We start from the raw sequence: 20,806 nt of genomic DNA on the forward strand, positions 1-20,806 counted from the left end.
CCGTCAGAATCCCCCCATGCTGATAGCGACCAACGGCCGTGGCTACGAGCTGAAGCGCCCCACGAAGCCGGCAGTAGGAACCATGCTCGCCAACCTGAGACGCGGAAACGAGTACTTGATCCTTGAGCGCCGGGACGAGGAACGGGAGGGCGACTGGTACATCCAGGTCTGGTTCCGCGACAACAACACCTACCAGCTGGAGTACCGCGACGGTGTCCCCGCAGAGCACTACCAGACCCGAACGGTGTCCCAGGAGAAGGTCTTGCAGGCTCTCCTCGGCTGGATGCTCGACAAGCCCGACTGGCGAGAGAGCTTCATGTGGACCAACCTCGGCCACATGTTCGCGTCGGCCGCCGACGGAGAGGACGAGCCGACCGCTTAGAGCTGTGCCGTCGCCCACCTGGTCACGTGGCCGGAAGCTGGTACGCCAGAACGTACGCGTCCGCCGCCATCACCGTGTCGCAGACCTCGACGGCCCGACCCTCGGTGTCGAAGGCCGTCCGGATGAGGTGGATGACCGGCACGCCAGCGGCCAGCCGGAGCGTCTTCACCTCTGCGGGCGAGGGCATCCGGGCGCGGATCTCTTCCTCGAAGTGGTCGAGGCGGTGGCCCAGCTCTTCCAGGCGGGCATAGATGCCGCCGGGCCCGGGGTTGGGTTCCGCGATCGGGGTCCCGCGGGCGACGTCGAGCGGGAGGTAGGAGGTGGCGAACTCCACCGGCCGCCCGTCGAGCAGGTACCGGCGCCGACGAGCCAGCACGCGCCGCACCGAGCCCAGCCGGGCGGAGACGTCCTGGCTGGCCTTCTCCTCCTTGACCTCCAGGCTGTCGACCTGGGGGTGACTGCCGGCCGCGTCGGCCTCCACGATGAACGCGGACTTGCCCTGCTCCCTGTGCCGCCGGGCGAAACGGTCCGAGGCGAGCCGCCGCACGGGCGGTCGTGGTCGCACGAAGACTCCCCTACCGTGCTCGGCGTGCACCAGGCCCTCACCCTGGAGGATGGAGAAGGCGTTGCGGACCGTCATCCGGGACACCCCGAAGTGATCGACAAGGTCGGCTTCCGAGGGCAGCTTCTCGCCCTCGCGGAATCGCCCACGGTCGATGGCCTCGCGCAGCTGGTCGGCGATCTGCCGGAAGACCGCACGATCGCTCGTGGGGTCGAGATCACCGAGGAGGCCCGAAGAAAGAGGGCTCACGTGAGTACTCCTTTAGGTATCTAGACGAGTGGGCGAGTGTTGTTGCTACGGTGGAGAGCCTAGCCAGCCGAGAGGGCCGAGGAACGTGAGCACTGAACGCCCGCACTCCGTGAGCGTCGCCGGGGTCGTCGTGGACGACCAAGGCCGGGCCCTCCTGATCCAGCGCCGGGACAACGGCAAGTGGGAGCCGCCGGGCGGTGTCCTCGAACGCGAGGAGACCATCCCGGAAGCCCTCCAGCGCGAGGTCCTCGAAGAGACCGGAATCAAGATCGCCGTTCCGGCGACCCTGACCGGCGTCTACAAGAACATGAAGGGCCTGATCGTCTCGCTGGTCTTCCGCTGTGAAGCCGCCGACGGTGTGCCCACCACCGGTGACGAGACCCGCGCACTGCGCTGGGCCCCCCGCGAAGAGGTCACCGAGCTTGCCGACGAGGCGTACGCGATCCGAGTCCTGGACGCACTCGACGCGACGACCCCGCCGGCCATCCGCGCCCACGACGGCGTGAAACTCGTCTAGCCCGAACCCGCTGCACATGGCGGCCTACCAGCACGAAGGAACTTGTATGCACGAGTATACGAGTGCAGCCCGGGTCTGGGGACTGAGTTGCCCAGGATTCCCGGAAGAAGTGAGTCGGGCCCGCCGCTGGACCCGCGACATCCTGCGCGGCTCCCCCTTAGCCGAAGACGCCGAGCTGATCGTGAGCGAGCTGAGCGCGAACGCGATCCTCCACACCGCCAGCGGCCAGGAGTACGGCAGCTTCCACCTGGCGGTCGCCGTCTCGGCTCAGGTGGTCGCGGTGTCCGTCACGGACGACGGTGGTACGGCCACGGCCCCGAAGGTCGAGCACCAGGACCAGGACGCCGAACACGGCCGGGGACTGGGCATGGTCACCGCCATCGCTCACCGGGTCGTCGTCCACGACAGCGACCAGGGCCACACGGTCACCGCGGAGTTGTACGCGGACACCCGCCTGGGAGGCCACCCATGCTGAAGCCGCCGCAGTGGGGCTACTGGTGCGAGTGCTGGACCGAGGACCTGACCGAGCAGCGGGGGCCGGCACTGCTGGCATCGTTCGACGCCTACTCGGCACCCCAGGCCGACCGTTGGGTAGCGGTCGCACTCCGCACGATCTCACCGGCCCTGGACGCGGACGCCTCCGATGAGGCATGGGAGTGGCTGTACGAGGGCCGCATCGAAACCCGTCGAGCCTTGCTGCGCGCCGAGCCGTGCACAATGTCAGTGACCCACGCCCAGACCCGCATCACCTGGACGATCCGACCGGTGCTCTTCCTGCCCCTCGCGCTCCGTCAGGCGGCTGAACTCCCAGCATGTGCTCACGACTTCAAGCCTCGCCAGACAGACTGAGTTACAACTTTCTCTACCGGTTCAAGGCGGCTCGCTCCGCTCCCCGCGCGCGGCCCGGCCCCCGGCCGGGCCTGCGCTCCTGCCTTCGTCCCGCTCCAGCCCGGTCGGCGTCCGTGCCGCGCACAGCATCATCCGCCTACCGCCGCACCCGTGACGTGTCGTCCGCAGGGAGGAAGCCGAGCTTGCCGTTCAGAAGTTCCTGTGGTGGGGGGCAAGTCTGTGTGGGATCATCGCTGTCCAGGTGATGAAAGCGTGACCAACGCCAGGAAGCGCCAGCTTCCAGTTCATTGTGGGGGCAGAATGGACATCGAACTCGTTGCAGCCACCAGCTCAGTTTTGCTGGCACAAGGGTTCTTGGCGGAAGCCGGAAAAAGCGCATGGCAGGGAACGACTGCACTGCTGGAAACCATTCGCAGACGTTTTCAGGGCAATAACAACGCTGAGTCCACCTTGGAAAAGTTGGAGCAAGACCCGCGAAACGAAGCAGTCATGGCGAGGATGACTCACTGGCTCACAACCGCCATGCTCGAAGATGCCCAATTCTTTGGTACCGTGCGAAACTTTGTAGAACAAGCACCTAGCCCCTCTGTGAACTCAGAGGTGATTGCCAAGGTTTACAACAATTACCAGAACGCCAAGATCGGTAAGATCGTCAACGTAGAGACGGTGCATGGCGACTTGAATTTCTAGCCATCAGCTGATCAGCGGAATGCGTGAGGCTGCAATCATGGGCAAAAGAGATAAAAAGAAGGCTGCACGCAACAAAAAGAAGCCTCCCTCCTCTCCTCGCACCGTTGTACATGTCTCCCACGTTGCCGGCGGTATCAATGTCGATCGGCATGGAGAAAGTGGACACGTCGCGCCAATAAGCGCAGAAAACGCCGTAACGACATCTATACGTCCCGCCCAGCTGCCCGCTGACGATCCCGAATTCGTAGGGCGATCCCAGGAGCTCTCCGATCTTTTGGAGTTTTTCAAAGAAAGGACCCCCCAAGGAGGGACCGTATCAATCTCTGGCCCGCCAGGAGTCGGAAAAACCGCCCTTGCCACGAGGCTCGGGCACGCCCTGGCGCCCTCCTATCCTGACGCTCAGATATACGTGAACCTAAACGGGGCAGACGGCAAAGGAGTCGATCTAGAGCAGATTATCGATAACATTCTACACGCGCTCGGGCTTTCCGGCCCAGATCTCCCCGAGGCCTTCGACGCGAAAATCAATCAGTTTCGCTCGGCACTGGCCACGAGGCGAGTTTTGTTGATCCTGGATAATGCCGCTAGTGAATCTCAGGTGAGGCCACTCCTCCCAGGCAATTCGGGTTGCGCGACCGTTATTACTAGTCGAAATAACCTGTCAGGACTCGTCGGCGTCAGGCGATCATCCCTTGCAACACTCAGCCGCAACGATGGCCTGGACCTCCTGCACAGAACAATTGGCCACGATAGGGTGGACGCAGATATCACGGCAGCACACCTCATTGTCGACCTATGCGGCGGCCTGCCATTGGCTCTAAGGATCTCAGCCAACAAATTGCGCGATAGAGTGACTTGGCCACTGGCATACTATGCCTCTCGCCTTCAGGATGAGCGGCGTAGACTCCAACTCTTGCAAGCTGGCGATTTGGCCGTGCGGGCGAGCTTCATTCTCTAGTATGAGAGTCTACCCGCGACCCTCAAGCATGTATTCAAGATTCTAGGCGTAGTCCCGGCATCCAGTTTTTCGTCCGAGCTGGTTGCAAATCTCGCGGATCTCGGAGAGTTCGAATGCGAAGACATTCTTGAAGATCTTCTAGATGCCAACTTGGTGCAGCTGAGTCCGCTACCCGGCCGGTATAAGATGCACGACCTGATCAGAGCATTCGCTCACGAATGCCTTGAGGGCGAAGAAGGCATTGATCACGCCAGCTCCCTCGTCACGGGTATGACTAACTGGTATGCCCATATGGTCGACGAAGCCAGCGATGCCATCTTCGGCAGCAGGGAGGCGGGAAAGAACTTCCAAGCAAACCCGCAAGCCGCCACGGATTGGCTAGAGAGCGAGGTCGCTGCGATTGCGGAAGTAGTCGAGGCTGCTTACAAGAATGGCTCTGATGACCTCTTGCTTAGAATCTCGTCGAACCTTACGACTTTCTTCCAGAGGAGATTTCACCCTAACGTATGGCGTACCGTGACCTCCTTTGCTGTCCAATCTGCGCGCCGTCTCGGATGCAATCATTGCATCATAAATGCACTGATTGAGCGTATCAAGGCAGGCGAGAGAACTCATATCCATGAGGACTCTATAAGCATGCTTGACGAAGCACGACAGTTGTCCAGGGAACTAGGAAGCCCTCGCACGGAATCCAGAGTTTTGACCCAGCTGGCAAAGGTGGCTTCGGACCGAGGGAAGCACGTTGAGGCCGAGAAACTGCTCCAGCGGTCTCTTCAATTGCTGAAGGTTAGCAATGATTCTCATCAATTGGGACACGGCTATCTCGAACTAGGAGAGATCCACCTGCGTCTGAAGGCCCCGCGCGAAGCCAAGCGCTACTACGAAATGGCGAGGCAGCGATTCCTTGCAGGGAATGATCGCCATTGCCAAGGTACGGCACTTCGACGGATCGCCAAGATCTACCTAAAGCAGAAGGAATTTGACGAAGCAGCTTCCTCGGCGGGTAAGGCCGCCCAACAATTCCGGGCGGTGCATGACCTTCATTGCCTGGCTATGACTTATACGGATTTGGCGGATATTTACATAGCTCAGAATGAGCCAGATCGGGCTAGGGCAATGCTCGCTAAGGCGTGCGATCACTTCAAAACGGTGCACGATGACGGCTGTCTTATATGGACTTTGCGACAATGGGCATCTCTGGAAGACAAAGATGGACGCACAAAATCGGCAGAGGATAAGAGGGTCCTAGCGCAAAGTCTGGCCTCGCGTCAGAAGCAACTTTCCCGTCCAGCTCTTCATTCCGACACAGGTCCTAACAGGGCTCAAGCTGATAGGGATGCCGCAACGAAGCGCATGCGTGCCTGAGCGCCGGCCCACGCCGTCGTAGCTGACTGCGGTCAGTTGGGGGTCAGGAGGCAGTCGAGGCTGGCACAGCACAGTCCGGCCGGCCGGCGGATTGCTCTAGTCGAACACCGGCAACGTGGCTGAGGCCGGTGGGGGTACAGCGAGACATACGCGCGCCTAGTTTGCTGGCGCACTCGCCGTCGTGGCTGGCTTTCGTGGGCTTGGGTTCGTGCCACTGTCGTGCCACATACATAGGTCAGCTGCGGTCAACTGGGGTGTCCTGCGGTTGGGTTTCCGGCCGCCTCACGTGGTACCGAAGCTCCAGGTCACCGGCATTGCTCCCCAGCCTCGCTCCTAAAGCGGGTGTCGCAGGTTCGAATCCTGCCGGGGGCACCAGTTCAGAGGGGTCTCACCTACAAACGTTTGTAGGTGAGACCCCTCTGGCAGCTCTGTCTGACATCAAGGCGGGCGGTCGCCAGCGATCACTGACGAGCGGGGGACGAGCATCATCGTGCGCAGGCGCTCGGGAGATCAGGTGTTGATGAGGCGGCTGTCGAAGCCGGCCCGCAGCAGGCGCTCGTAGGCCTCGTGGACGTCCCCCGGTACGTCCTGCTCGACGGCGAAGCCGAGCTTCGGGTACTCGATCACCCGCTGAAGGTCGCCGACGAGCATGTCGACCACGAGCTTCTCGTCGCCAATGGACTTGAGGTAGTCCTCCAGCTCCAGCGCTTCGGAGGCACACACGACGTCGACCTGGGGCCACAGCTTGCGACAGGTCGCGTACGAACGGCGCTCCATGTAGGGCTTGGAAATCAGCAGCAGCGACTCGACCGCGATGCCTGCTTCGGCCAGCAGCTCACGGGAGAAGGTGATGTTCTGCCCGGTGTTCGCCGCCTCCGTCTCGACCATGATCGCCTCGTCCGGCACTCCCAGACCCAGGGCGTGCTCCCGGTAGTGGACGGCCTCGCCGCGTGGAAAGCGGACCCGAGTGGTGGGGCTGTTGCCGCCGCTGAACACCAGCACCGGAAACAGACCGGCGTGATACAGCTCGGCAGCCGTGGTGGCCACGCCCAGGTCATGACTGCCGAGCCCGATCGCCACCGAGCAGGGCCGTGGAGCATGACCCATCTGGTGGTAGTTCCAGATCAGCAGCGCGTCACGCAACTGCTCATCGCTGATCTGACGCTGCTCGTGCTCCGGCACCGGCGCTCCTTGCCTCAACCCTGCTGGCCCTTGCGGATGTTCTCGATACTGCGCAACTGGTGGCTCAGCCCGTACTGCCGGGCCACCTGCGCCGCCTGATCGAGAACGGACAACCCATCATCCCGGGTCGCCGCATCCGACAGAAGGATGTGCCCGTAGGCGGTGTCCAGCCGCACCCGCTGCATCGGGGAGTCGACCGCACCGGTCGTACGCGCGATGTCGATGCAGTGCAGGGCCTGCGACAGTTCACCGGCACCCCGGTGGGCCAGGGCCAGTTTCTGGTGGGCGACCGACCAGTCCTCCGGCTCACCGAGATCCTCGAAGGCGCGGGTGGCGGTCGTCATGACCTGGGTGGCGTACTCGTTGTCGCCCTGCTTGCTCAACGCCGTACCCACCCACAGCTGTGCCCTGGCCCGGTCGCGCGGACTCAGGCGCCCGTCGGTGGCCAGGGCTTCATACCGGCGCGCGGAGGCGTCCAGCTGGCCCGACATCTCCTGGACGACGGCGAGCGAGAGTTCGATCTGGGCCACTCGGCGCGGAACGTCGAGTTCGGTGAACATGTCGCGGGCCGTCGTGTAGGAATGCCGGGCCGAGAGCGGGCCGAGGACAGCGCCTTGGTCCCGCTGAAGGTCACCGACAAGCACAAGGGAACGGCCGTAGAGGTAGAGGCCCTTGTCGTCCAGTTGCCGCGGGTCGAGGCGTCCCACCCAGCGGTTCAGCAGGGTGGTGGCGAAGGGAAAATTCTGGCGGCTGATGCTGACCACCGCTCGCTCGATGTCCTCGGTCCAGGTTTCGTGGTCCGTCGGCTGCGTGCACTTCCGCTCGGGAAAGAGCAATGCTTCGAAGCGGCTTCGAGCGGAGGAATCCGCACGAGCCAGCGCGGTGTCGAGGATGGCCTGCGTGTCCGGACGAGGCTGGGTTTCCGTCCCCAGGCTCTCCCACTTGGCAACCGTACGCAGCGCGACACCGAGATGCTCGGCGAACGCGCGCATGCTCATGCGTAAGGCGGCGCGCAGAGCGCTCGCTTCCCGGCCGGTCCATTGCTGCACGCTGACCACGGACGACCTCCCTCCGTGTATGGAACCACTCTCAGTGACGGCCCGGGACGGAAAGTGCAACGGAAGTACAACAGAGGGACATTTCCAGGCGCTCCGCGGCGGCTGAGGCTGTGGGCATGGACGACGAACTCATCACGGAACGGCGCCCCGTTGCCTTCCCACGGGTCTTCGGTTACCTGCGCCGGCTCACCGGCGGCCCGGCCCGCCATTCCGCGCTCGTCTACTCCCTCACCGAGTTCTGCCGGCAGCACGAGCTCATGCTGTGCGGGGTGTTCACGGATCGCGAGACGACAGTGGCCGTCCGGTCCCCTGCGTTCGTCGGCCTCTTGGACGCCCTGCAGTTGCCCGGGACCTACGGCGCCGTGGTGCCTGCCCTCAGCCATCTGGGCCCGAAACGCCTCGCCGACGAACGTATGCGGCAGATGGAGGCGACAGGCACCCGTCTGATGACGATCCGCCCCACCACGCTGGCAGCAGCCTCGGCGCGCACCCTCAGCCCGAACCCCCACCCTCGGCCCCAACGGAATAGCTGATGTCTGTCCGTGAAGCGCTGCGAAACGCGCCCGTGATCACCGACGTACCCGGACTGCGCCTGCTCCGAGTGGGCGACGGCTGGGACCTCGTACGAACCCCCGCGGCAATCGGCGTCCTGGCCCTCGCTCACCTGCGGGCCACCGGGGCGACGATCGGTCCGGTGCTGTACGACGGCCCCCACGAACGCCTCTACTACGTCATCGGCACGGGCACCGCCGGCACCTGGGCCGGCCTGCCCGTACGCCACCTCTCCAACAACTCATGGCTGGTCGCACCCGGCCCCGGGCAACTGGACGACTGGTTCGGCGGCTGGTACGAGCTGCCCGACGACGACACGCTCACCGACGCCGACACCCTGCGCGCCGCACTCCAGCACCCGTATGCCACTGCATCTCTGAAAGCGACGAGCCGATGAGTCGCCGGAAGCAACCCGAGCGGGGCTACTGGTGCGAATGCTGGACCCAGGACCTGACCGACCAGCGGCAACCGGAACTCCTCGCCTCGTTCGACGCGTGCTCGGCGCCTCAGGCCGACCGTTGGGTAGCGGTCGCACTCCGAACGATCTCCCCGGCCCTGGACGCCGATGCCTCCGACGAAGCATGGGAGTGGCTGTACGAGGGCCGCATCGAGACCCGCCGAGCGTTGCTGCGCGCCGAGCCATGCACGGTGTCGGTGACCCACGCCAAGACCCGCATCACGTGGACGATCCGACCGGTGCTCTTCCTGCCACTCGCCCACCGCCAGGCGACCGAACTCCCGGCGGGCACACACGACTTCAAGCCCCGCGAGACAGACTGAGTTACAACTTTCTCTACTGGTTCAAGCCCCAGCTGCGCTCCGCTCCGCCGGGCGCGCTCCCGGCTCCGCTGCGGGCGACGCTCCTGCCTTCGGCCCGCTCCGCCCGCGCTGCGCCGACGCGCGCCCATGTGTGGATAGGGCCGGTGGCCATGAGCCGAGCACCGCATATTGCGGCCCGGTCAGAACCATGCCTCCGGCGGGGGATCGGCCGGCACCGGGATGGAGGGGGCGACGTCGCCGACTGCGGGTCCGTTGTGGTGTGCGTGGGGAGCTCCCATCCCGTCCACCGCCGACCCAGGCGAAGCCGAGCAGGCGTGGTCCCTGGCGTCCAGGTCGTTCGTACAGTAGCGCGCTCCACCTGGACGCCAGGGACCACGCCTGCTCCACGGTGTGTGGGTCGACGGCGGACGGGATGGGAGCTGGGGAGAGTGGTGGCTTGAGGCAGTGGGCAACGACCGCACTGTGCTGGCCTCCTGCAGGACCGGCAACGGCGGCAGAATGGGGCCATGGATCAGGGAGTCGCCGCTGTTTTGGGTGCCAGTGTTGGTGTCGTCGGGGCACTCGGCGCGGCCACGTTGACATACATAGCCACTCGCAAGCAGGCCGTTGACCAGGGGGTAGTGGACTTCAGAAAGTCACTCAGGTCCGAGAGGCGTGAGGCCTACTTGGCCTTCATGCAGGCAGTGGAAGGCCTGCATCCAGTTCTGGTCGCGCTTGGTTGGCATGGCGAGATCACTGCCGCGGAAAGCCCACTGAGCCGGGCCGAGCAGATCTCTACTTTGCGATCGTTGGTGCGCGATCTTTGCAGGTTGCAAGCCCAGATCGATCTGGTTGGGCCGACCGAAGTCGAACGTGCAGCTGTCGAAGTTTGGGGACGCATCGCCGATCTGCGCAGTGCCGTGGAACGTGAGCCAACACCGAGCCATGACGGCTCTCGTCCAGCAGGTGTGGACTTGATCCTTGACTCCCTTGAGGATGCCAGAAGCGCCTTCTCCGTGACCGCACGGCGTGTTCTAGAGACGCCCTTCTAGCGCGACGTACAGCACGACGGCCCCTAACCGTTTCCCCCGGGTCAGGGGCCGTTCACATGGGCGGTGGCTGTGGGACTCGAACCCACGGTGGCTCACGCCACGACGGTTTCAAGATTGCTAACTACTCACTCGCCGTCGCAGCCGCAGTCCCTCGAGTCGTCGTCATCGCTATCCGAGGCGATCAGGATCTACAGCCGGCACCCCATTGGGCCAACCTCGCCTGCGCGGAACCTGGAAGTGTCTGACCATGGCCTGTAGGTAGTAGCACGCCTGATCGTAGAAGGAGAATAGCTGGTGCAGGAAGAAATCGCCGTGACACTGCTCCATCATCTTCAGGCTTGGCGTATGCGCGCTATTGAACGCATTGAACTTTCGAGCGCACTGTGGTCTGTGCGGGAGCGAGAGATCCATGTTAAACCGCTTACTCGCGTAGCAGCGGTCCAATCTGACCTACCTGGCCACATTCCTGGATTTTATGACCAACTCTCCCACCTCCCCAGGGAGAATGACGGAAAGGTTGAACTGCTACTCCCCATTGCCGAGCTTCCGAAGGTTCCCCTTCTTGATCTACATATTACGGTAGATCAAGAGCCTGTATACAGGATTCCACTCGACGAGGGGGCACGACTGGAAGCGGCATACATCAAATACCTTGCCATCAAGGCAGGGATCACTGTGGCCGACTTCGAAGCCGACCTCGAGGAATTACTAGCCGCAATCTTCTTCCTGCCGACAAGTCAATATGGGTACATTTGGAAGAAATACAATCAGCTCTCCATGGATCCTAGGCAATGGCGCCATCCGATGATGAAGCTCCTCAGGAGAAGGGATCCCCTTCAGATTTTTCTTGACGCATTCTTGAAATTTGACATCAAAGAGCACATTTTGAATGAGTGGCGCGAGGTTAGCTCAAAGATTAGAGGATACGTCCTTCAAGAGACCATGGAGGACTATCGTAACGGTGCCGAAAATCCGCTAATCGCGCTGCCTCAGATGTCGCGAGAAATGGAGCGACTGGGGCGGGGAGTGCTAGACGAAACGCAGTGTACTCGTCGACTTGAAGCTCTATACAGCCTTCTGCGCGACGCCCACGCGCAGAAATCTCACACCGAGACAGAAGAAGCACGATTGAGTGCGAAGGCTGCCTCCACGCTGCTCTCGACCTACGCGGCTTTTGGCAATAGGTGGACCGCTTTCGCGCGCTGCAGGATACCTGTGGATAGGCCGTTCATCATCACGGTAAAGGAGAAGAGGTCGATTTACTTTCAACACGCTTGGCACAAGCGGTTCAAGAGTTCACGGTTTTTTCCCACCGCTGAACACCTTGGCAAGACCGCGTGGAAGTCAGTCACATTCGCCGATGCGGAGACAAATCACATCAGCATTCAGACTACGGACACCTCTGTCCGTCTGCATGACTGTCAAGCTCTAGACGAGTTGGGAATTCCGCTTGAGAAGCCCATCCAAAGAGGAGAGAAGATCGATGGTGAGCTAGATGAGGAGTCTAAAACCTCTGAGCGTTATTTGCGGCACGACTCAACGCCAGGCCGGCGAAAGCGGATCTGGATTAAGTGTGATCTGCGGCTAAATCGAACAGTCTCGCTATTTCTCTATCTCGCTATGACTGTCACTGCATTCGGCATTTCTTTGCTGATTTGGCGAGCTGTCGAAGGGAAGGCTTCAGACAGTGACTCCCTTCATGGGCTCACCGCAAAAGATGCTGCGGTTGTCCTGATTCCAGTAGCGTTCGTTGCATCTCTCTTGATTGCTAAGGAAAGCTCAACATTGACCATGCGCCTGCGAAAGCTCCGCCAATCGGTTCTCCTGATTGAGCTATTCATTCTATTGGGTACGGCCCTTTTCCTGTACGTCTTTCACGAAATTTATGCAAAGCCTTGAGTGTGTGGACTCTCCTAATGCAGTGCTCACATGATGTCGCCGTCGGCATGACGGCAATCTGACCGGCCAACCAAAGTGTGCCCCAGTCTCATAAGCGCCGGTCCTAAGGGCCGCATGATCTAGAGATGGATGAGTACACGCGGCTGACGGCCAGGAGGTGCCGACCGTAGACGAGGTGCGGCGGAGCTGGGCGGCAACCGTGGCGGCCCTGCCCGTCGGTTCCCGGATCGCCTGCGAGGTCATCGGTCGCCAGTCCTTTGGAGTCTTGCTGCGTATAGATGGGGTGCCGGACGCGCTGGGGCTGGCGGAGATCACAGCCATGCCGCAGGGAATGGATCTCCCACCCTCCGGGACTTCATCAGTGGCGAGGTGCTCTGGCACGCCAGCCGCAACCACCAAGTCAAGGTCCGGCTCGTCGAGTGGCTGGCAGCCGACGAGTGATCTCCGCTGGGCCGTCTCTGGGCCGCCGGAGGCCGCTCAATGGCGACCGCTGACGACCACTACCGACAGTTGTAGCGGACGACACCCGCAGGTCACCCAAATGGATCTGCGACACTGGTAGCGCCATGCCTAAGCCCGGAGAACTGGCAGCCGTCAGATGAGAACGGGTCACTCACCTGCGCGTTTGGCGCTGGCAGAGTCCCTGTTTGGACCGTCTCTGGGCCGTGCGTCGACGCTCAGAAGTGAGACAGACGGCGGCGCACCACCTTGCCGCTCGCCGCTAAAAACTGCTTCATAGCAGCGCCGTGACGGTCCCAAAGGTCGTCATAATCTGCATCATTCACGTCCCCACGTCGCCAGCAGCTTCCCAGCCGCCGGCCAGCCCTGTTCAGCTGATCCAGCGACGACAGCAAAGCTTCGTCCTTGGAGAGGATGTGTACGCGGGCTGTTGCCAGCCGCAGGGCCGAAAGGTCCCAGCCAGCGACCCGCCCCTCCAAGCCCAGGTGACGTTCTTCCCAGATGCGATCCCGGAACTCCGTGGAGGACGCCGCCACGACGGCGCACTGCTCAAGTAGAAGCTCCGAGATGCGAGCCCGTTCCTCAGACCGCTTCACCAGGTGCTGGCCCACGAGCGCGATCGCGGCACCAGCGATGGTCGCTAACAACGTCCCCCATGCGCCCATGTAAGGCATTGTTCCCCTGTCTCACACGGGCGCATGCATGTCAGGTCTGGTCGGGGCGCGAGAGGCAGTGGCCCGCGGGTGACTGACCCGCGGTCCGCCCATGTGGACAGTTCGCAGGTCAGGGCGGCACTCACCTCACCTCGCTCTTAAAGTGGTATCCAGCGCGCTTACCGATCCCACACCCGCTGGAACTCTTCGGCTGAGATGCTCTCCAGCGGGTCTTCGTCAGGGTCGATCGCTTGGTCTGTCAGGAAGCCGTGCTTGTCCTCCAGGTGCTCCCAGCTGTACCGGTGGAGCTCGCCGGCCGAAGTCAACTCGGCCTGTTTGATGACGATCAACTCACTGCGGTCGGGTACGGCTTCGATGTACCAGAGGCCGCCTTCCTCGTCAGCGTGGCGGAAGTGGCTCCGCAGGGTGGCACCCTCGTCGAGTGCTCGGTAGTACGCCATGATCTCTGCCGCGATGCGCTCCAGGTCAGCCACGCGACCATCGTGCCAGCGAGCGCATACGGATACGCCGTTCTGACATCCACGCGTGACATCAACGACGCCGGACGCCAGCGCTCCTGGATGGTCTGGCACGGCCAGCGTGGCCAGGCGGCTCCACGGCGGTGCCGCGCAGCGATCGAACTCATAAAGCGGGTGTCGCAGGTTCGAATCCTGCCGGGCACCAGGGTCAAGGCCCCGGACCGATCTTGGTCCGGGGCCTTGGGCGTGTCACCTGGGCCGGCTGCCTCTCCCGTCTGCGCCGTCGTCGGACCAGTTCGTGTCCCGGCGGTGGTTCGTCTCCGGACGCGTCGTGGTCAGAGGTCCCATACTTGATCCGGGTCGTCCAGTGCCGCCCGGACCTGTGAGAGGTCGCCGATGTCCGCGAGCGGTGAGGTCTTGGCGATGTCGACGATCCCCCGCACGACGGTGTGCAGTACTTCGCCGTTGCCCTCGTCGAGTGCCCTGTCCAGCCGGGCGAACATCTCCTCGTAGAGGTTGCGTCGTTCCGCGAATGCCTGTGCGAAGTAGTTCTTGAGGACAGCCTCAGCGGCTCGGATCCGAGCGACCTCCGTGGCTTCGTAAGCCTCTGTCCGGGCTCTCTTGGTGCTCTCGACCTCGTGGATGTGGATGCACTCGCGGGCGGCTTCGACGATCTGGTTCAGCGCAGCGAAGCCGTCCATCGCCCGAACGGAACCCTTGGCCGCGTTGACGACCTTGCCTACATGCACCTTGGGCTGGTCAGGCATCTGGAGTCTCCTCGATCAACGGTCCGTATCTGATAGTGAGGTTCGCGCTCCGCTCGTCCAACTTGCCTTCGCTGTCGACAATCGGAGTCGCCGCCACGTCTCGGACGCCCATGACCAGTGTCATGGCCCGTTGGAAGCGCGCGGCGTGTCTGGGTAGATCGAACGGTTCGGACTCCAGGAGTTCCAGCGCCTCAAGTGCTCGGAAGGTGAGGTCCGTGAGAAGCTCGCGCAGCTCTGCGGCCCGGGCGTCGACGCCCTTCAGGCGAGCGTCCGTCTCGTCAAGCTCAGCGATCGCCACGGCGATCTCCGCCTCGTACTCCCTCGCCCGGGTCATCGCCTTCGTGCCTCGGCCCTTGACGACCATTCCGCCCACGAGGAGCGCGGGACCGATGGTGACGAAGTTGAGCGCCGTAGCTCCCAGGGCCATCCCGCCGCCGCCCGATGCGAGCGACCCACCGCCCAGGAAGGCGAGGGTGGCACTCTCAGCCGCAGCGCCCGTCAAGCCCGAGATCGCCGCCCCGGTGCTCGCGACTCCGAAGCTGCTCGCCACTGCCGTGATCCCAGCGCCCGCACCCGCACCCGCCGCCGCGGATCCAAGAGCCCCGCCGATCCATGCCACCGCGTCGGCATCAAGGCCGCGGAGTCCGGGGATCTGGGTCATGGTGGCGTCTATGCCCTCCACCAGCAGCCGCTCGCTCTCGCGCACCTGTCGCTCGTGGCGACGCAAGAAGTCGCCCATGCGTACGACGACATCGACGAACGCCTGCCTCTGCTGCTCGCCCAGGCCCTTGAGGACAGTGTTCGTCGCTGCCAGTGCGTCCTCGATCTGGGCCAGCCGGCGCTCGTAGCTCTGGCCCGCCTCCTTGAGCCGGTCCTTCGAACGCTTGAGGTCGTAGGCGCCTTTGCCGCCGAGAGCGACGCCGCTACCGCCGGTCGCCACACCGACACCGATAAGAACGATCGGTATGAAGAACGGCACGATTCCCCCGAGTGCCTCATGACCCTGTCCGAACCAACAGGTTCAGCCTTCGCATTGCGCCCTTGGTCAACGATGGCAGAAAGGCACCCCGATCCGGGACGTCTTTCTACCGATCGATCGTTCCGGCGGAAAGGTCCAGGTGGAACGGGGAGCCCGGAGCCGTTGGGGTCCAGCCCTCACGAAGAGCAAGCTGGATGGTCCTGGCGACATCGGACGGCAGTACGGGCTTGGCTTCGCGTCCGAACCAGTTGCTCGGATGCGGCTGGTCGGTCGTGACCGCGAGCGTTGTCCCAGGGGCGTCTGCGTGCTCGACCGCGAACGTGCACGGTGCCCAGGCAAGAGCCTGCAAGTAGCTCGGCCTGCGCCGCAACCGCCAGCGGTAGGCCGTACCGTCGACAACGATGCGTCGCGATCCCTTGTGGCCCAGCGCCATGGCTCCTCCTCGACACGGAGGATGCTAGCCAGTCCAGCCCGCCCGGGCGTCTGGGTTTCCGTCTCGCTCAGCCTCGTTCACGGCCGTTCGTCGGGGACCGCGCTCCGAGCTCGCTCATGAGCCAACCGCCCATGAACCCAGGTGAACACCGCCGAACCCGGACGGTCATGCGCCCCGTTGGGAGGGCGTGCGTCCGCCCACGCCCATGCGGGCGGGGGTGCGCGGCCGGCGCTGGCAGGTCATCTCATGGCCATCGGCAAAGCCCGACCGTCGGTGAGGTCCCGGACGAGTCTCCGAGCCGCCCCCGGACAGGCCGGGGATGAAACCTCGTCCTTCGGAGCTGGAACCCCCGGAAGCCGACCGCGCACTTGGGAGCACAGGCACGGGCACTGACAACGGACCCGCCGGCGATGGACCGTTGAGCGATGAGTGTCCCACTGCGTGGCGACGCAGACGCGTAACGGCGGACGCGCACGAACGTCTGCGGATCATCTGCGCCGGCGCGGGGCCGCCGGCCCCGCGGAAGCCGGCTGAGTGACGCCATGGCGGTCGCCGTCAGTTGCCGTGAACACGGGAAGAAGGGGCCGTCCCGGTTTCATCCGGTACGGCCCCTTTCTCAGCCCAGGGCAGCGGTGTCAGTGCTTGAAGGCGTCCTTGGCCTTCTCCTTGGCCTGGCGCGCGTCACCCGTGCTCTTCTCGGCCTGTCCCTCTGCGGCCATGCGGTCGTTCCCGACGGCGTTGCCCAAGGCCTCCTTGGCCTTGCCCTCCGCCTGCTCGGTCTTCGCCTTGGCCTTCTCACCGGCGGTCATGGATCACGCCTCCTCGTAGCCTCTGTCACGGTGAAGCCCTGGTGCCCCCGCTTCCTCCGCACAAACGGGGTCATGGGGTGGCCGACGGCGAGGGGGCTGGAAGCAGGCGATGACGTCCTTGCCGTGAGGACAGCGGTGGGCCTGCCAGGTGTCGGCGAGGGCGTCGACCAGCATCAGACCGCGGCCTCCGAGGGCACCGGCATCGGGACGGCGCTGCTCGGGCAGCTCGGGGGAGGCGTCGTGAACGGTCACGTGCAGGCAGGCCTCATCCCACAGGAGGATCAACTGGGCGGTGCTGCGGGCATGCTTGTGGGCGTTGGTGACCAGCTCGGACACGGTCAGCAGCACCGAGTCCACCAGGTCCGGGGCCGTGCGGAGCCACCCGAGCGAGGCCAGGTGGTCACGAGTCCAGTCCCGGGCCTCCTTCACCCCGTGGCTCACCGGCAGCGAGCGCGCCCAACCCACGGCTTTCAGCGACGAGTCGTCTCCCACTGCTTCCTCCTTCACCGAACAGCCGGCTGCCTTGTCCCGTATGCCCCGGATGGCGGACCCGATTCCCGGGGCCGGAGCGCCGTACCGCCCGTAGAGGAGGGCTCGTCCTCCTGCGTGCGGATGTGCGGGCAGGCCGGCGCGAGCACGATGGGGCCCATGGTGAAGATCGACGCGTTGCCCGGGGTTCCACGGTGGGCCGTCCTCGCCGCGCACACGGTGCCACTTGTCACCCTGCCGTCCGGCCTGTGGCGCATCGCCCAGGTCGCCGGGCTCCCGGTGGCCGCGCAGTCGGGCCGGGACGGTCGTGAGGCGGTCGTAGCCCTCTCGCTGACCTTGGTGACGGAGGCCCTCGCCCTGCTCACACTCGGATTGGTGCGGCCGTGGGGCGAGGTCGCGCCCCGCCGGCTTCCGCTCATCGGCGGACGACGTGTGCATACCCTCGCGGCGGTGGTGCCGGCACTGCTCGGGGCGGTGGTGCTGGCCGCGATGGCGGGCTGGTTCACCTGTACCCAGGCGGCGGGGCTGATCGGGCGCGTCGCGCAGACGCCGGCCCAGCACGTACTCCTCGTGGTGTGCTACGCCCCGCTGCTGGTCTGGGCTCCCCTCCTCGCGGCCACGACGCTCGCGTACTACCGGCGCAGGACGGCTCTGGTGTGAAGCCTGCCCTCGCTCCTCCTCACCCGGTGGGGTCCAGCCGGTGGGCCAGGTCGTGGGCGGTGGTGCCGGTGAGGTCCCCCGCGTAGGCTCCGACGATCTCGAAGCGGCCGCCGGTGATCGAGGAGGTCACGAAGGGTCTGCCCCAGAGCTTGCCGTCGATGACGATGGCGAACTCGTTGCGCGGGGCCGGGGCTTTCGCGAGGGAGCCGGTGAGGGCGGCGAAACGGGTCCGGTCGGCGGGGCTGAGGGTCACCCGCACCTGCCAGGTGCCGTCGAGGGTGCTCTTCTCGGCCTGCGCGGAGGTGACGCGGACGTCGGTCAGGCCCCTGGCCCGGTCGGCGTGGACGCAGAGCGCCGGCTGGGTCGCGGTCGCGTGCACGATGTAGCCGCCGCTGCCCTGGGTGCAGGCGTGTTCCACGGCCGAGGTGACCGGCAGGAGGGACACGGGGGCCGCCTTCCCGCTGCCGCCCCCTGCGGCGGGTTGGCCCTCGTGCGCGCGGGGGGGCATGCCGGCCGCGACGGCCACCCAGGCGGTGGCGACGACGGCGGCTGCTACGACGCCGACCCCGGCGCGGGCCAGCCGCTGCCGCCGCCGGGCGACCCGCAGCGCGCCGTCCGCCAGGCCGACCAGATGGGCACCGGTGTCACCGCCGCTCTCTCGGACGTGGGCGTGCAAGGCGTCGTGCAGCGATGTTCCGTGCCGCGGGTGTTCGGTCGAGTCGTTCATGCGGTGACGCCCCTTCGGGAGGCAGTGGAGGAGGAAGCCGACGGCCCTGCCTCGGCCAGGGTGGTGCGGAGAGAGGCGAGGGCCTTGTGGGTCTGGCTGCGGACCGTTCCCTGGGCGACGCCCAGGATCGCGGCGATCTCGTGGTCCGGCCGGTCCTCGAAGTAGCGCAGCACGATCACCGCGCGCTGGCGCTTGGGCAGCCGCCGCAGCGCGGACATGATGTCCTGCCGCTGGACCACGGTGTCGGCCCAGTCGGTGACGTGCCCGGAGGGCTGGTCCGGCAGGGTGTCCGTGACCGTCTCCCGCCCCCAGCTGAGGAGCCGGAACCGATCCACCTGGGCGTGGTAGAGGGCCCGGCGCACGTAGATCTCCGGTTGCTCCCGGTCGCGCAGCTTCGACCAACGCCGAGCGGTGGAGGCGAGCGCGGTCTGGAGCAGGTCCCTGCCCTGCTCCCAGTCTCCGGTCAGCAGGTAGGCCGTGTGCAGCAGCGATCTCGACCGCGCCGCCACGAACTCGCGGAACTGACGTTCCTCGTCGGCATTCAATGTGCCCTCCCTCGTTCCCCGGTAAAGACGGGTTCGGGAAGGGATTCGACTGCCCTGCCGGTCGGACTTTCTCGACCACGGCGCCGCCGTCGGCGACCGCGACGACGTCAGTCGGCTGCGTACTCGGGAAGAGCCGGGTGGATGGCCCGCGGCCCTCACATCCCGGCCGTACCGCCGCCGGTGAGGCCCGACGCCAGCTCCGGGAGCCAGACGACGGCGACGGCCAGGGCGATCGAGGTGATTCCCACGGTGCGGGCCACCAGGCGGCCGGCCGGAAGGAGCTTCTCGGCGGTGATCACGGCGGTCAGGAGCACCATGGCCCACAGGTTCATCAGCCCGAACACCGCCAGCAGCACCATCAGTGACCAGCAGCAGCCCAGGCAGAAGGCCCCGTGGTGGGCTCCGGCACGCAGGTCACGCGTGGGCCTCGGGTACGAGGCGTAGCGCAGCATCAGCCCGATCGGCGAGCGGCACCTCGCCAGGCAGCGGTCCTTGAGGGGCGTGAGCTGGTAGACGCCGGTGATCGCGAACACGGCGGCGGCCACCGCGGTCCCCGCGGCCGCGGGAAGGTTCGCCGCCCTGCCCAGGCCGGCGGCCAGCCCGTACGCCGGCAGCCCGGCCGCACCCCAGACAAGCAGGTAGGCGATCGTGAAGACGACCATGCGCGGTGTCCGGTGCACGGTGATGGTGCGCGCGTACAGCGCGGCGACGGGTGCCGTGGCGGGCAGCATCATCGCAGCCGTCATCAGCGTCCACATGGTCAGGAAAGCCGGCAGGCGCAGGCCCATGGTGCCCGGCATCGCCTGCATGCCACCCCAGCGTGTCACCGACCAGACCCAGGCGGCAGACGCCGCGACCAGCAGCAGCCCGGCGGGGCCCGCCCTGCGGCGGGCGGTGACCAGCCAACCGGTCACGCGGACCACGTGAAGGGCGCCGAGTGTCCGTTGCCGCCGGAGAAGTCCCAGGACCGGCCGTACACGCCGTCGCCCTTCGCCCGGGTCGACCGGGCGATGGTCAGGGTGCTGTTCACCGGGTGGAAGATGCCGGTCAGTCCCATGACCGGACCGTCCTCGCCGAACTGCGGGGCCACCTGGTCCTCGATCTCGATGTCGATGGCGCCACCCACCCGCGCGGAGTGGCGGCGGCCGTCGTCGCGGTAGTCGATGGGAACGCGCTCCACGCCGAGGACCTCGCCGATGAGCGGAGTGAGCGCCGCCATCGGCCCGCCGGCCTGCCCGGAGAAGACCCTGCCCAGCGCCTCCGCCTGTCCGTCGTCGGCCGAAGCGTCGAGGTACAGCGCCACCTGCCAGCCGCCCTCGGCCATCACCCGGGGCGCATCGATGAAGACGGCGACGTTGCGGCCGGAGACGTCCATGCCGTCCACGTTCCCGCTGTCCACGTGGAACGCGAAGGTCACCTGGCAGCGCTCGTGGTCGGCCGGTGCGGTGAGGCCCGAGGTGGTGCAGGGGCACACCACGTCGCAGTTGCAGCTCTCCAGATACGTGCCGTCGAGATTCCAGGGCATGGCTCTGCGCCTCCCTCTTCCACGTCCCCCTCGGTGAAGGGAGTGCATCGGGAGTGTCCGCTCCGCTCCGTCCCGGTGCCGCTCTTCTCCAGGCTATTCCCGACGGCCCGGCGTCGCAGGGCCGCGGCGCGGCTCACCGACCCGGCACCGGGACGCCGACGACGCCGGATTCGTCATCGCCGACGCCCTCGCGACCCCGCCGGCCGT

General features: G+C 65.2%; 27 protein-coding genes. 13 read left to right on the forward strand and 14 right to left on the reverse strand.

Annotated elements, in window-relative coordinates; translation table 11 throughout:
* Nucleotides 1-16 precede the first annotated feature (16 nt).
* The gene (locus tag S1361_RS17325) at nt 17-382 is read left to right on the forward strand and encodes a hypothetical protein (protein ID WP_243769199.1); all 366 of its coding nucleotides are present in this window, start codon (nt 17-19) and stop codon (nt 380-382) included.
* Between the two features lie 22 nt (nt 383-404).
* Here S1361_RS17325 and S1361_RS17330 read toward each other — a convergent pair whose 3' ends face one another.
* Nucleotides 405-1,193, reverse strand: a complete 789-nt coding sequence (locus S1361_RS17330; RefSeq protein ID WP_208032741.1) for a GntR family transcriptional regulator — start codon at nt 1,191-1,193, stop codon at nt 405-407.
* Between the two features lie 109 nt (nt 1,194-1,302).
* Here S1361_RS17330 and S1361_RS17335 point away from each other — a divergent pair, with 109 nt between their 5' ends.
* The 6 genes from S1361_RS17335 to S1361_RS17360 all read left to right on the forward strand — a co-directional run bounded on the left by S1361_RS17335 (nt 1,303) and on the right by S1361_RS17360 (nt 5,572).
* The gene (locus S1361_RS17335) at nt 1,303-1,710 is read left to right on the forward strand and encodes an NUDIX hydrolase (RefSeq protein WP_208036644.1); all 408 of its coding nucleotides are present in this window, start codon (nt 1,303-1,305) and stop codon (nt 1,708-1,710) included.
* A gap of 46 nt (nt 1,711-1,756) precedes the next feature.
* A complete protein-coding gene (locus S1361_RS17340) occupies nt 1,757-2,185 on the forward strand; it encodes an ATP-binding protein (RefSeq protein ID WP_208032742.1) in 429 nt (142 codons plus the stop codon).
* The gene (locus tag S1361_RS17345; protein WP_208032743.1) at nt 2,179-2,559 is read left to right on the forward strand and encodes a hypothetical protein; all 381 of its coding nucleotides are present in this window, start codon (nt 2,179-2,181) and stop codon (nt 2,557-2,559) included. The genes S1361_RS17340 and S1361_RS17345 overlap by 7 nt, the downstream gene beginning before the upstream one ends.
* Nucleotides 2,560-2,859: 300 nt before the next feature.
* A complete protein-coding gene (locus S1361_RS17350) occupies nt 2,860-3,249 on the forward strand; it encodes a hypothetical protein (RefSeq protein ID WP_208032744.1) in 390 nt (129 codons plus the stop codon).
* Between the two features lie 37 nt (nt 3,250-3,286).
* A complete protein-coding gene (locus S1361_RS40325; RefSeq protein WP_208032745.1) occupies nt 3,287-4,207 on the forward strand; it encodes an AAA family ATPase in 921 nt (306 codons plus the stop codon).
* Between the two features lie 186 nt (nt 4,208-4,393).
* Nucleotides 4,394-5,572, forward strand: coding sequence for a tetratricopeptide repeat protein (locus tag S1361_RS17360; protein ID WP_208032746.1), 1,179 nt, complete (start codon nt 4,394-4,396; stop codon nt 5,570-5,572).
* A gap of 510 nt (nt 5,573-6,082) precedes the next feature.
* Here S1361_RS17360 and S1361_RS17365 read toward each other — a convergent pair.
* Both S1361_RS17365 and S1361_RS17370 read right to left on the reverse strand, forming a co-directional pair.
* Complete coding sequence (locus S1361_RS17365; RefSeq protein ID WP_208032747.1) at nt 6,083-6,754, reverse strand: YdcF family protein; 672 nt, start codon at nt 6,752-6,754, stop codon at nt 6,083-6,085.
* A 14-nt stretch (nt 6,755-6,768) separates the two neighbouring features.
* The gene (locus S1361_RS17370) at nt 6,769-7,812 is read right to left on the reverse strand and encodes a helix-turn-helix domain-containing protein (RefSeq protein ID WP_208032748.1); all 1,044 of its coding nucleotides are present in this window, start codon (nt 7,810-7,812) and stop codon (nt 6,769-6,771) included.
* Nucleotides 7,813-7,928: 116 nt separating this feature from the next.
* Between S1361_RS17370 and S1361_RS17375 the strand changes: the two genes are divergently transcribed.
* From S1361_RS17375 to S1361_RS17395, 5 genes are all read left to right on the forward strand, one after another.
* Nucleotides 7,929-8,345 carry a hypothetical protein gene (locus S1361_RS17375; RefSeq protein WP_243769200.1) on the forward strand — a complete coding sequence of 139 codons (417 nt, stop codon included), beginning with the start codon at nt 7,929-7,931 and terminating at the stop codon, nt 8,343-8,345.
* Nucleotides 8,345-8,761, forward strand: coding sequence for a hypothetical protein (locus tag S1361_RS17380; RefSeq protein ID WP_208032749.1), 417 nt, complete (start codon nt 8,345-8,347; stop codon nt 8,759-8,761). Before S1361_RS17375 ends, S1361_RS17380 begins: the two co-directional genes overlap by 1 nt.
* Nucleotides 8,758-9,144 (forward strand): hypothetical protein, encoded by a 387-nt coding sequence (locus S1361_RS17385; RefSeq protein WP_208032750.1) that lies wholly within the window; start codon nt 8,758-8,760, stop codon nt 9,142-9,144. Before S1361_RS17380 ends, S1361_RS17385 begins: the two co-directional genes overlap by 4 nt.
* Before the next feature lie 506 nt (nt 9,145-9,650).
* The gene (locus S1361_RS17390; RefSeq protein ID WP_208032751.1) at nt 9,651-10,175 is read left to right on the forward strand and encodes a hypothetical protein; all 525 of its coding nucleotides are present in this window, start codon (nt 9,651-9,653) and stop codon (nt 10,173-10,175) included.
* 294 nt (nt 10,176-10,469) lie between these two features.
* Complete coding sequence (locus S1361_RS17395) at nt 10,470-12,074, forward strand: hypothetical protein (RefSeq protein WP_208032752.1); 1,605 nt, start codon at nt 10,470-10,472, stop codon at nt 12,072-12,074.
* A 677-nt stretch (nt 12,075-12,751) separates the two neighbouring features.
* Here S1361_RS17395 and S1361_RS17400 read toward each other — a convergent pair.
* From S1361_RS17400 to S1361_RS17430, 7 genes are all read right to left on the reverse strand, one after another.
* Nucleotides 12,752-13,198 (reverse strand): hypothetical protein, encoded by a 447-nt coding sequence (locus tag S1361_RS17400; protein WP_208032753.1) that lies wholly within the window; start codon nt 13,196-13,198, stop codon nt 12,752-12,754.
* Between the two features lie 167 nt (nt 13,199-13,365).
* Nucleotides 13,366-13,680, reverse strand: a complete 315-nt coding sequence (locus S1361_RS17405) for a hypothetical protein (protein WP_243769201.1) — start codon at nt 13,678-13,680, stop codon at nt 13,366-13,368.
* Between the two features lie 320 nt (nt 13,681-14,000).
* Nucleotides 14,001-14,432, reverse strand: a complete 432-nt coding sequence (locus S1361_RS17410) for a hypothetical protein (protein WP_243769202.1) — start codon at nt 14,430-14,432, stop codon at nt 14,001-14,003.
* Entirely contained in the window at nt 14,425-15,411 is a 987-nt protein-coding gene (locus tag S1361_RS17415; RefSeq protein WP_243769203.1) for a hypothetical protein, read from the reverse strand. The genes S1361_RS17410 and S1361_RS17415 overlap by 8 nt, the downstream gene beginning before the upstream one ends.
* 106 nt (nt 15,412-15,517) lie before the next feature.
* Nucleotides 15,518-15,844 carry a hypothetical protein gene (locus S1361_RS17420; RefSeq protein WP_208032754.1) on the reverse strand — a complete coding sequence of 109 codons (327 nt, stop codon included), beginning with the start codon at nt 15,842-15,844 and terminating at the stop codon, nt 15,518-15,520.
* 635 nt (nt 15,845-16,479) lie between these two features.
* Nucleotides 16,480-16,653, reverse strand: a complete 174-nt coding sequence (locus S1361_RS17425; protein WP_208032755.1) for a CsbD family protein — start codon at nt 16,651-16,653, stop codon at nt 16,480-16,482.
* Nucleotides 16,654-16,656: 3 nt separating this feature from the next.
* Nucleotides 16,657-17,145, reverse strand: coding sequence for an ATP-binding protein (locus S1361_RS17430; protein WP_208032756.1), 489 nt, complete (start codon nt 17,143-17,145; stop codon nt 16,657-16,659).
* Nucleotides 17,146-17,301: 156 nt separating this feature from the next.
* On the opposite strand from S1361_RS17430, the gene S1361_RS17435 reads away from it, so the two are divergent.
* On the forward strand, nt 17,302-17,802 hold the full coding sequence (locus S1361_RS17435) for a hypothetical protein (protein WP_208032757.1): 501 nt from the start codon (nt 17,302-17,304) through the stop codon (nt 17,800-17,802).
* 19 nt (nt 17,803-17,821) lie between these two features.
* On the opposite strand, the gene S1361_RS17440 is transcribed toward S1361_RS17435, so the two are convergent.
* The 4 genes from S1361_RS17440 to S1361_RS17455 form a co-directional block, all read right to left on the reverse strand.
* Nucleotides 17,822-18,529 carry a SecDF P1 head subdomain-containing protein gene (locus S1361_RS17440; RefSeq protein ID WP_208032758.1) on the reverse strand — a complete coding sequence of 236 codons (708 nt, stop codon included), beginning with the start codon at nt 18,527-18,529 and terminating at the stop codon, nt 17,822-17,824.
* On the reverse strand, nt 18,526-19,074 hold the full coding sequence (locus S1361_RS17445; RefSeq protein WP_208032759.1) for a SigE family RNA polymerase sigma factor: 549 nt from the start codon (nt 19,072-19,074) through the stop codon (nt 18,526-18,528). The genes S1361_RS17440 and S1361_RS17445 overlap by 4 nt, the downstream gene beginning before the upstream one ends.
* Before the next feature lie 155 nt (nt 19,075-19,229).
* Nucleotides 19,230-19,988, reverse strand: a complete 759-nt coding sequence (locus S1361_RS17450; protein ID WP_208032760.1) for a DUF2182 domain-containing protein — start codon at nt 19,986-19,988, stop codon at nt 19,230-19,232.
* A complete protein-coding gene (locus S1361_RS17455; RefSeq protein ID WP_208032761.1) occupies nt 19,985-20,599 on the reverse strand; it encodes a DUF1326 domain-containing protein in 615 nt (204 codons plus the stop codon). The genes S1361_RS17450 and S1361_RS17455 overlap by 4 nt, the downstream gene beginning before the upstream one ends.
* Nucleotides 20,600-20,806 lie beyond the last annotated feature (207 nt).

The organism is Streptomyces cyanogenus, assembly GCF_017526105.1.
Classification (GTDB): Bacteria; Actinomycetota; Actinomycetes; order Streptomycetales; family Streptomycetaceae; genus Streptomyces; species Streptomyces cyanogenus.

Coding starts and splice junctions, on each gene's coding strand:
- S1361_RS17325 (WP_243769199.1), top strand. CDS start 17: ATGCTGATAGCGACCAACGGCCGTGGCTACGAGCTGAAGCGCCCCACG.
- S1361_RS17340 (WP_208032742.1), top strand. CDS start 1,757: ATGCACGAGTATACGAGTGCAGCCCGGGTCTGGGGACTGAGTTGCCCA.
- S1361_RS17345 (WP_208032743.1), top strand. CDS start 2,179: ATGCTGAAGCCGCCGCAGTGGGGCTACTGGTGCGAGTGCTGGACCGAG.
- S1361_RS17350 (WP_208032744.1), top strand. CDS start 2,860: ATGGACATCGAACTCGTTGCAGCCACCAGCTCAGTTTTGCTGGCACAA.
- S1361_RS40325 (WP_208032745.1), top strand. CDS start 3,287: ATGGGCAAAAGAGATAAAAAGAAGGCTGCACGCAACAAAAAGAAGCCT.
- S1361_RS17360 (WP_208032746.1), top strand. CDS start 4,394: ATGCACGACCTGATCAGAGCATTCGCTCACGAATGCCTTGAGGGCGAA.
- S1361_RS17375 (WP_243769200.1), top strand. CDS start 7,929: ATGGACGACGAACTCATCACGGAACGGCGCCCCGTTGCCTTCCCACGG.
- S1361_RS17380 (WP_208032749.1), top strand. CDS start 8,345: ATGTCTGTCCGTGAAGCGCTGCGAAACGCGCCCGTGATCACCGACGTA.
- S1361_RS17385 (WP_208032750.1), top strand. CDS start 8,758: ATGAGTCGCCGGAAGCAACCCGAGCGGGGCTACTGGTGCGAATGCTGG.
- S1361_RS17390 (WP_208032751.1), top strand. CDS start 9,651: ATGGATCAGGGAGTCGCCGCTGTTTTGGGTGCCAGTGTTGGTGTCGTC.
- S1361_RS17400 (WP_208032753.1), bottom strand. CDS start 13,198: ATGGGCGCATGGGGGACGTTGTTAGCGACCATCGCTGGTGCCGCGATC.
- S1361_RS17410 (WP_243769202.1), bottom strand. CDS start 14,432: ATGCCTGACCAGCCCAAGGTGCATGTAGGCAAGGTCGTCAACGCGGCC.
- S1361_RS17420 (WP_208032754.1), bottom strand. CDS start 15,844: ATGGCGCTGGGCCACAAGGGATCGCGACGCATCGTTGTCGACGGTACG.
- S1361_RS17425 (WP_208032755.1), bottom strand. CDS start 16,653: ATGACCGCCGGTGAGAAGGCCAAGGCGAAGACCGAGCAGGCGGAGGGC.
- S1361_RS17435 (WP_208032757.1), top strand. CDS start 17,302: ATGGTGAAGATCGACGCGTTGCCCGGGGTTCCACGGTGGGCCGTCCTC.
- S1361_RS17440 (WP_208032758.1), bottom strand. CDS start 18,529: ATGAACGACTCGACCGAACACCCGCGGCACGGAACATCGCTGCACGAC.
- S1361_RS17455 (WP_208032761.1), bottom strand. CDS start 20,599: ATGCCCTGGAATCTCGACGGCACGTATCTGGAGAGCTGCAACTGCGAC.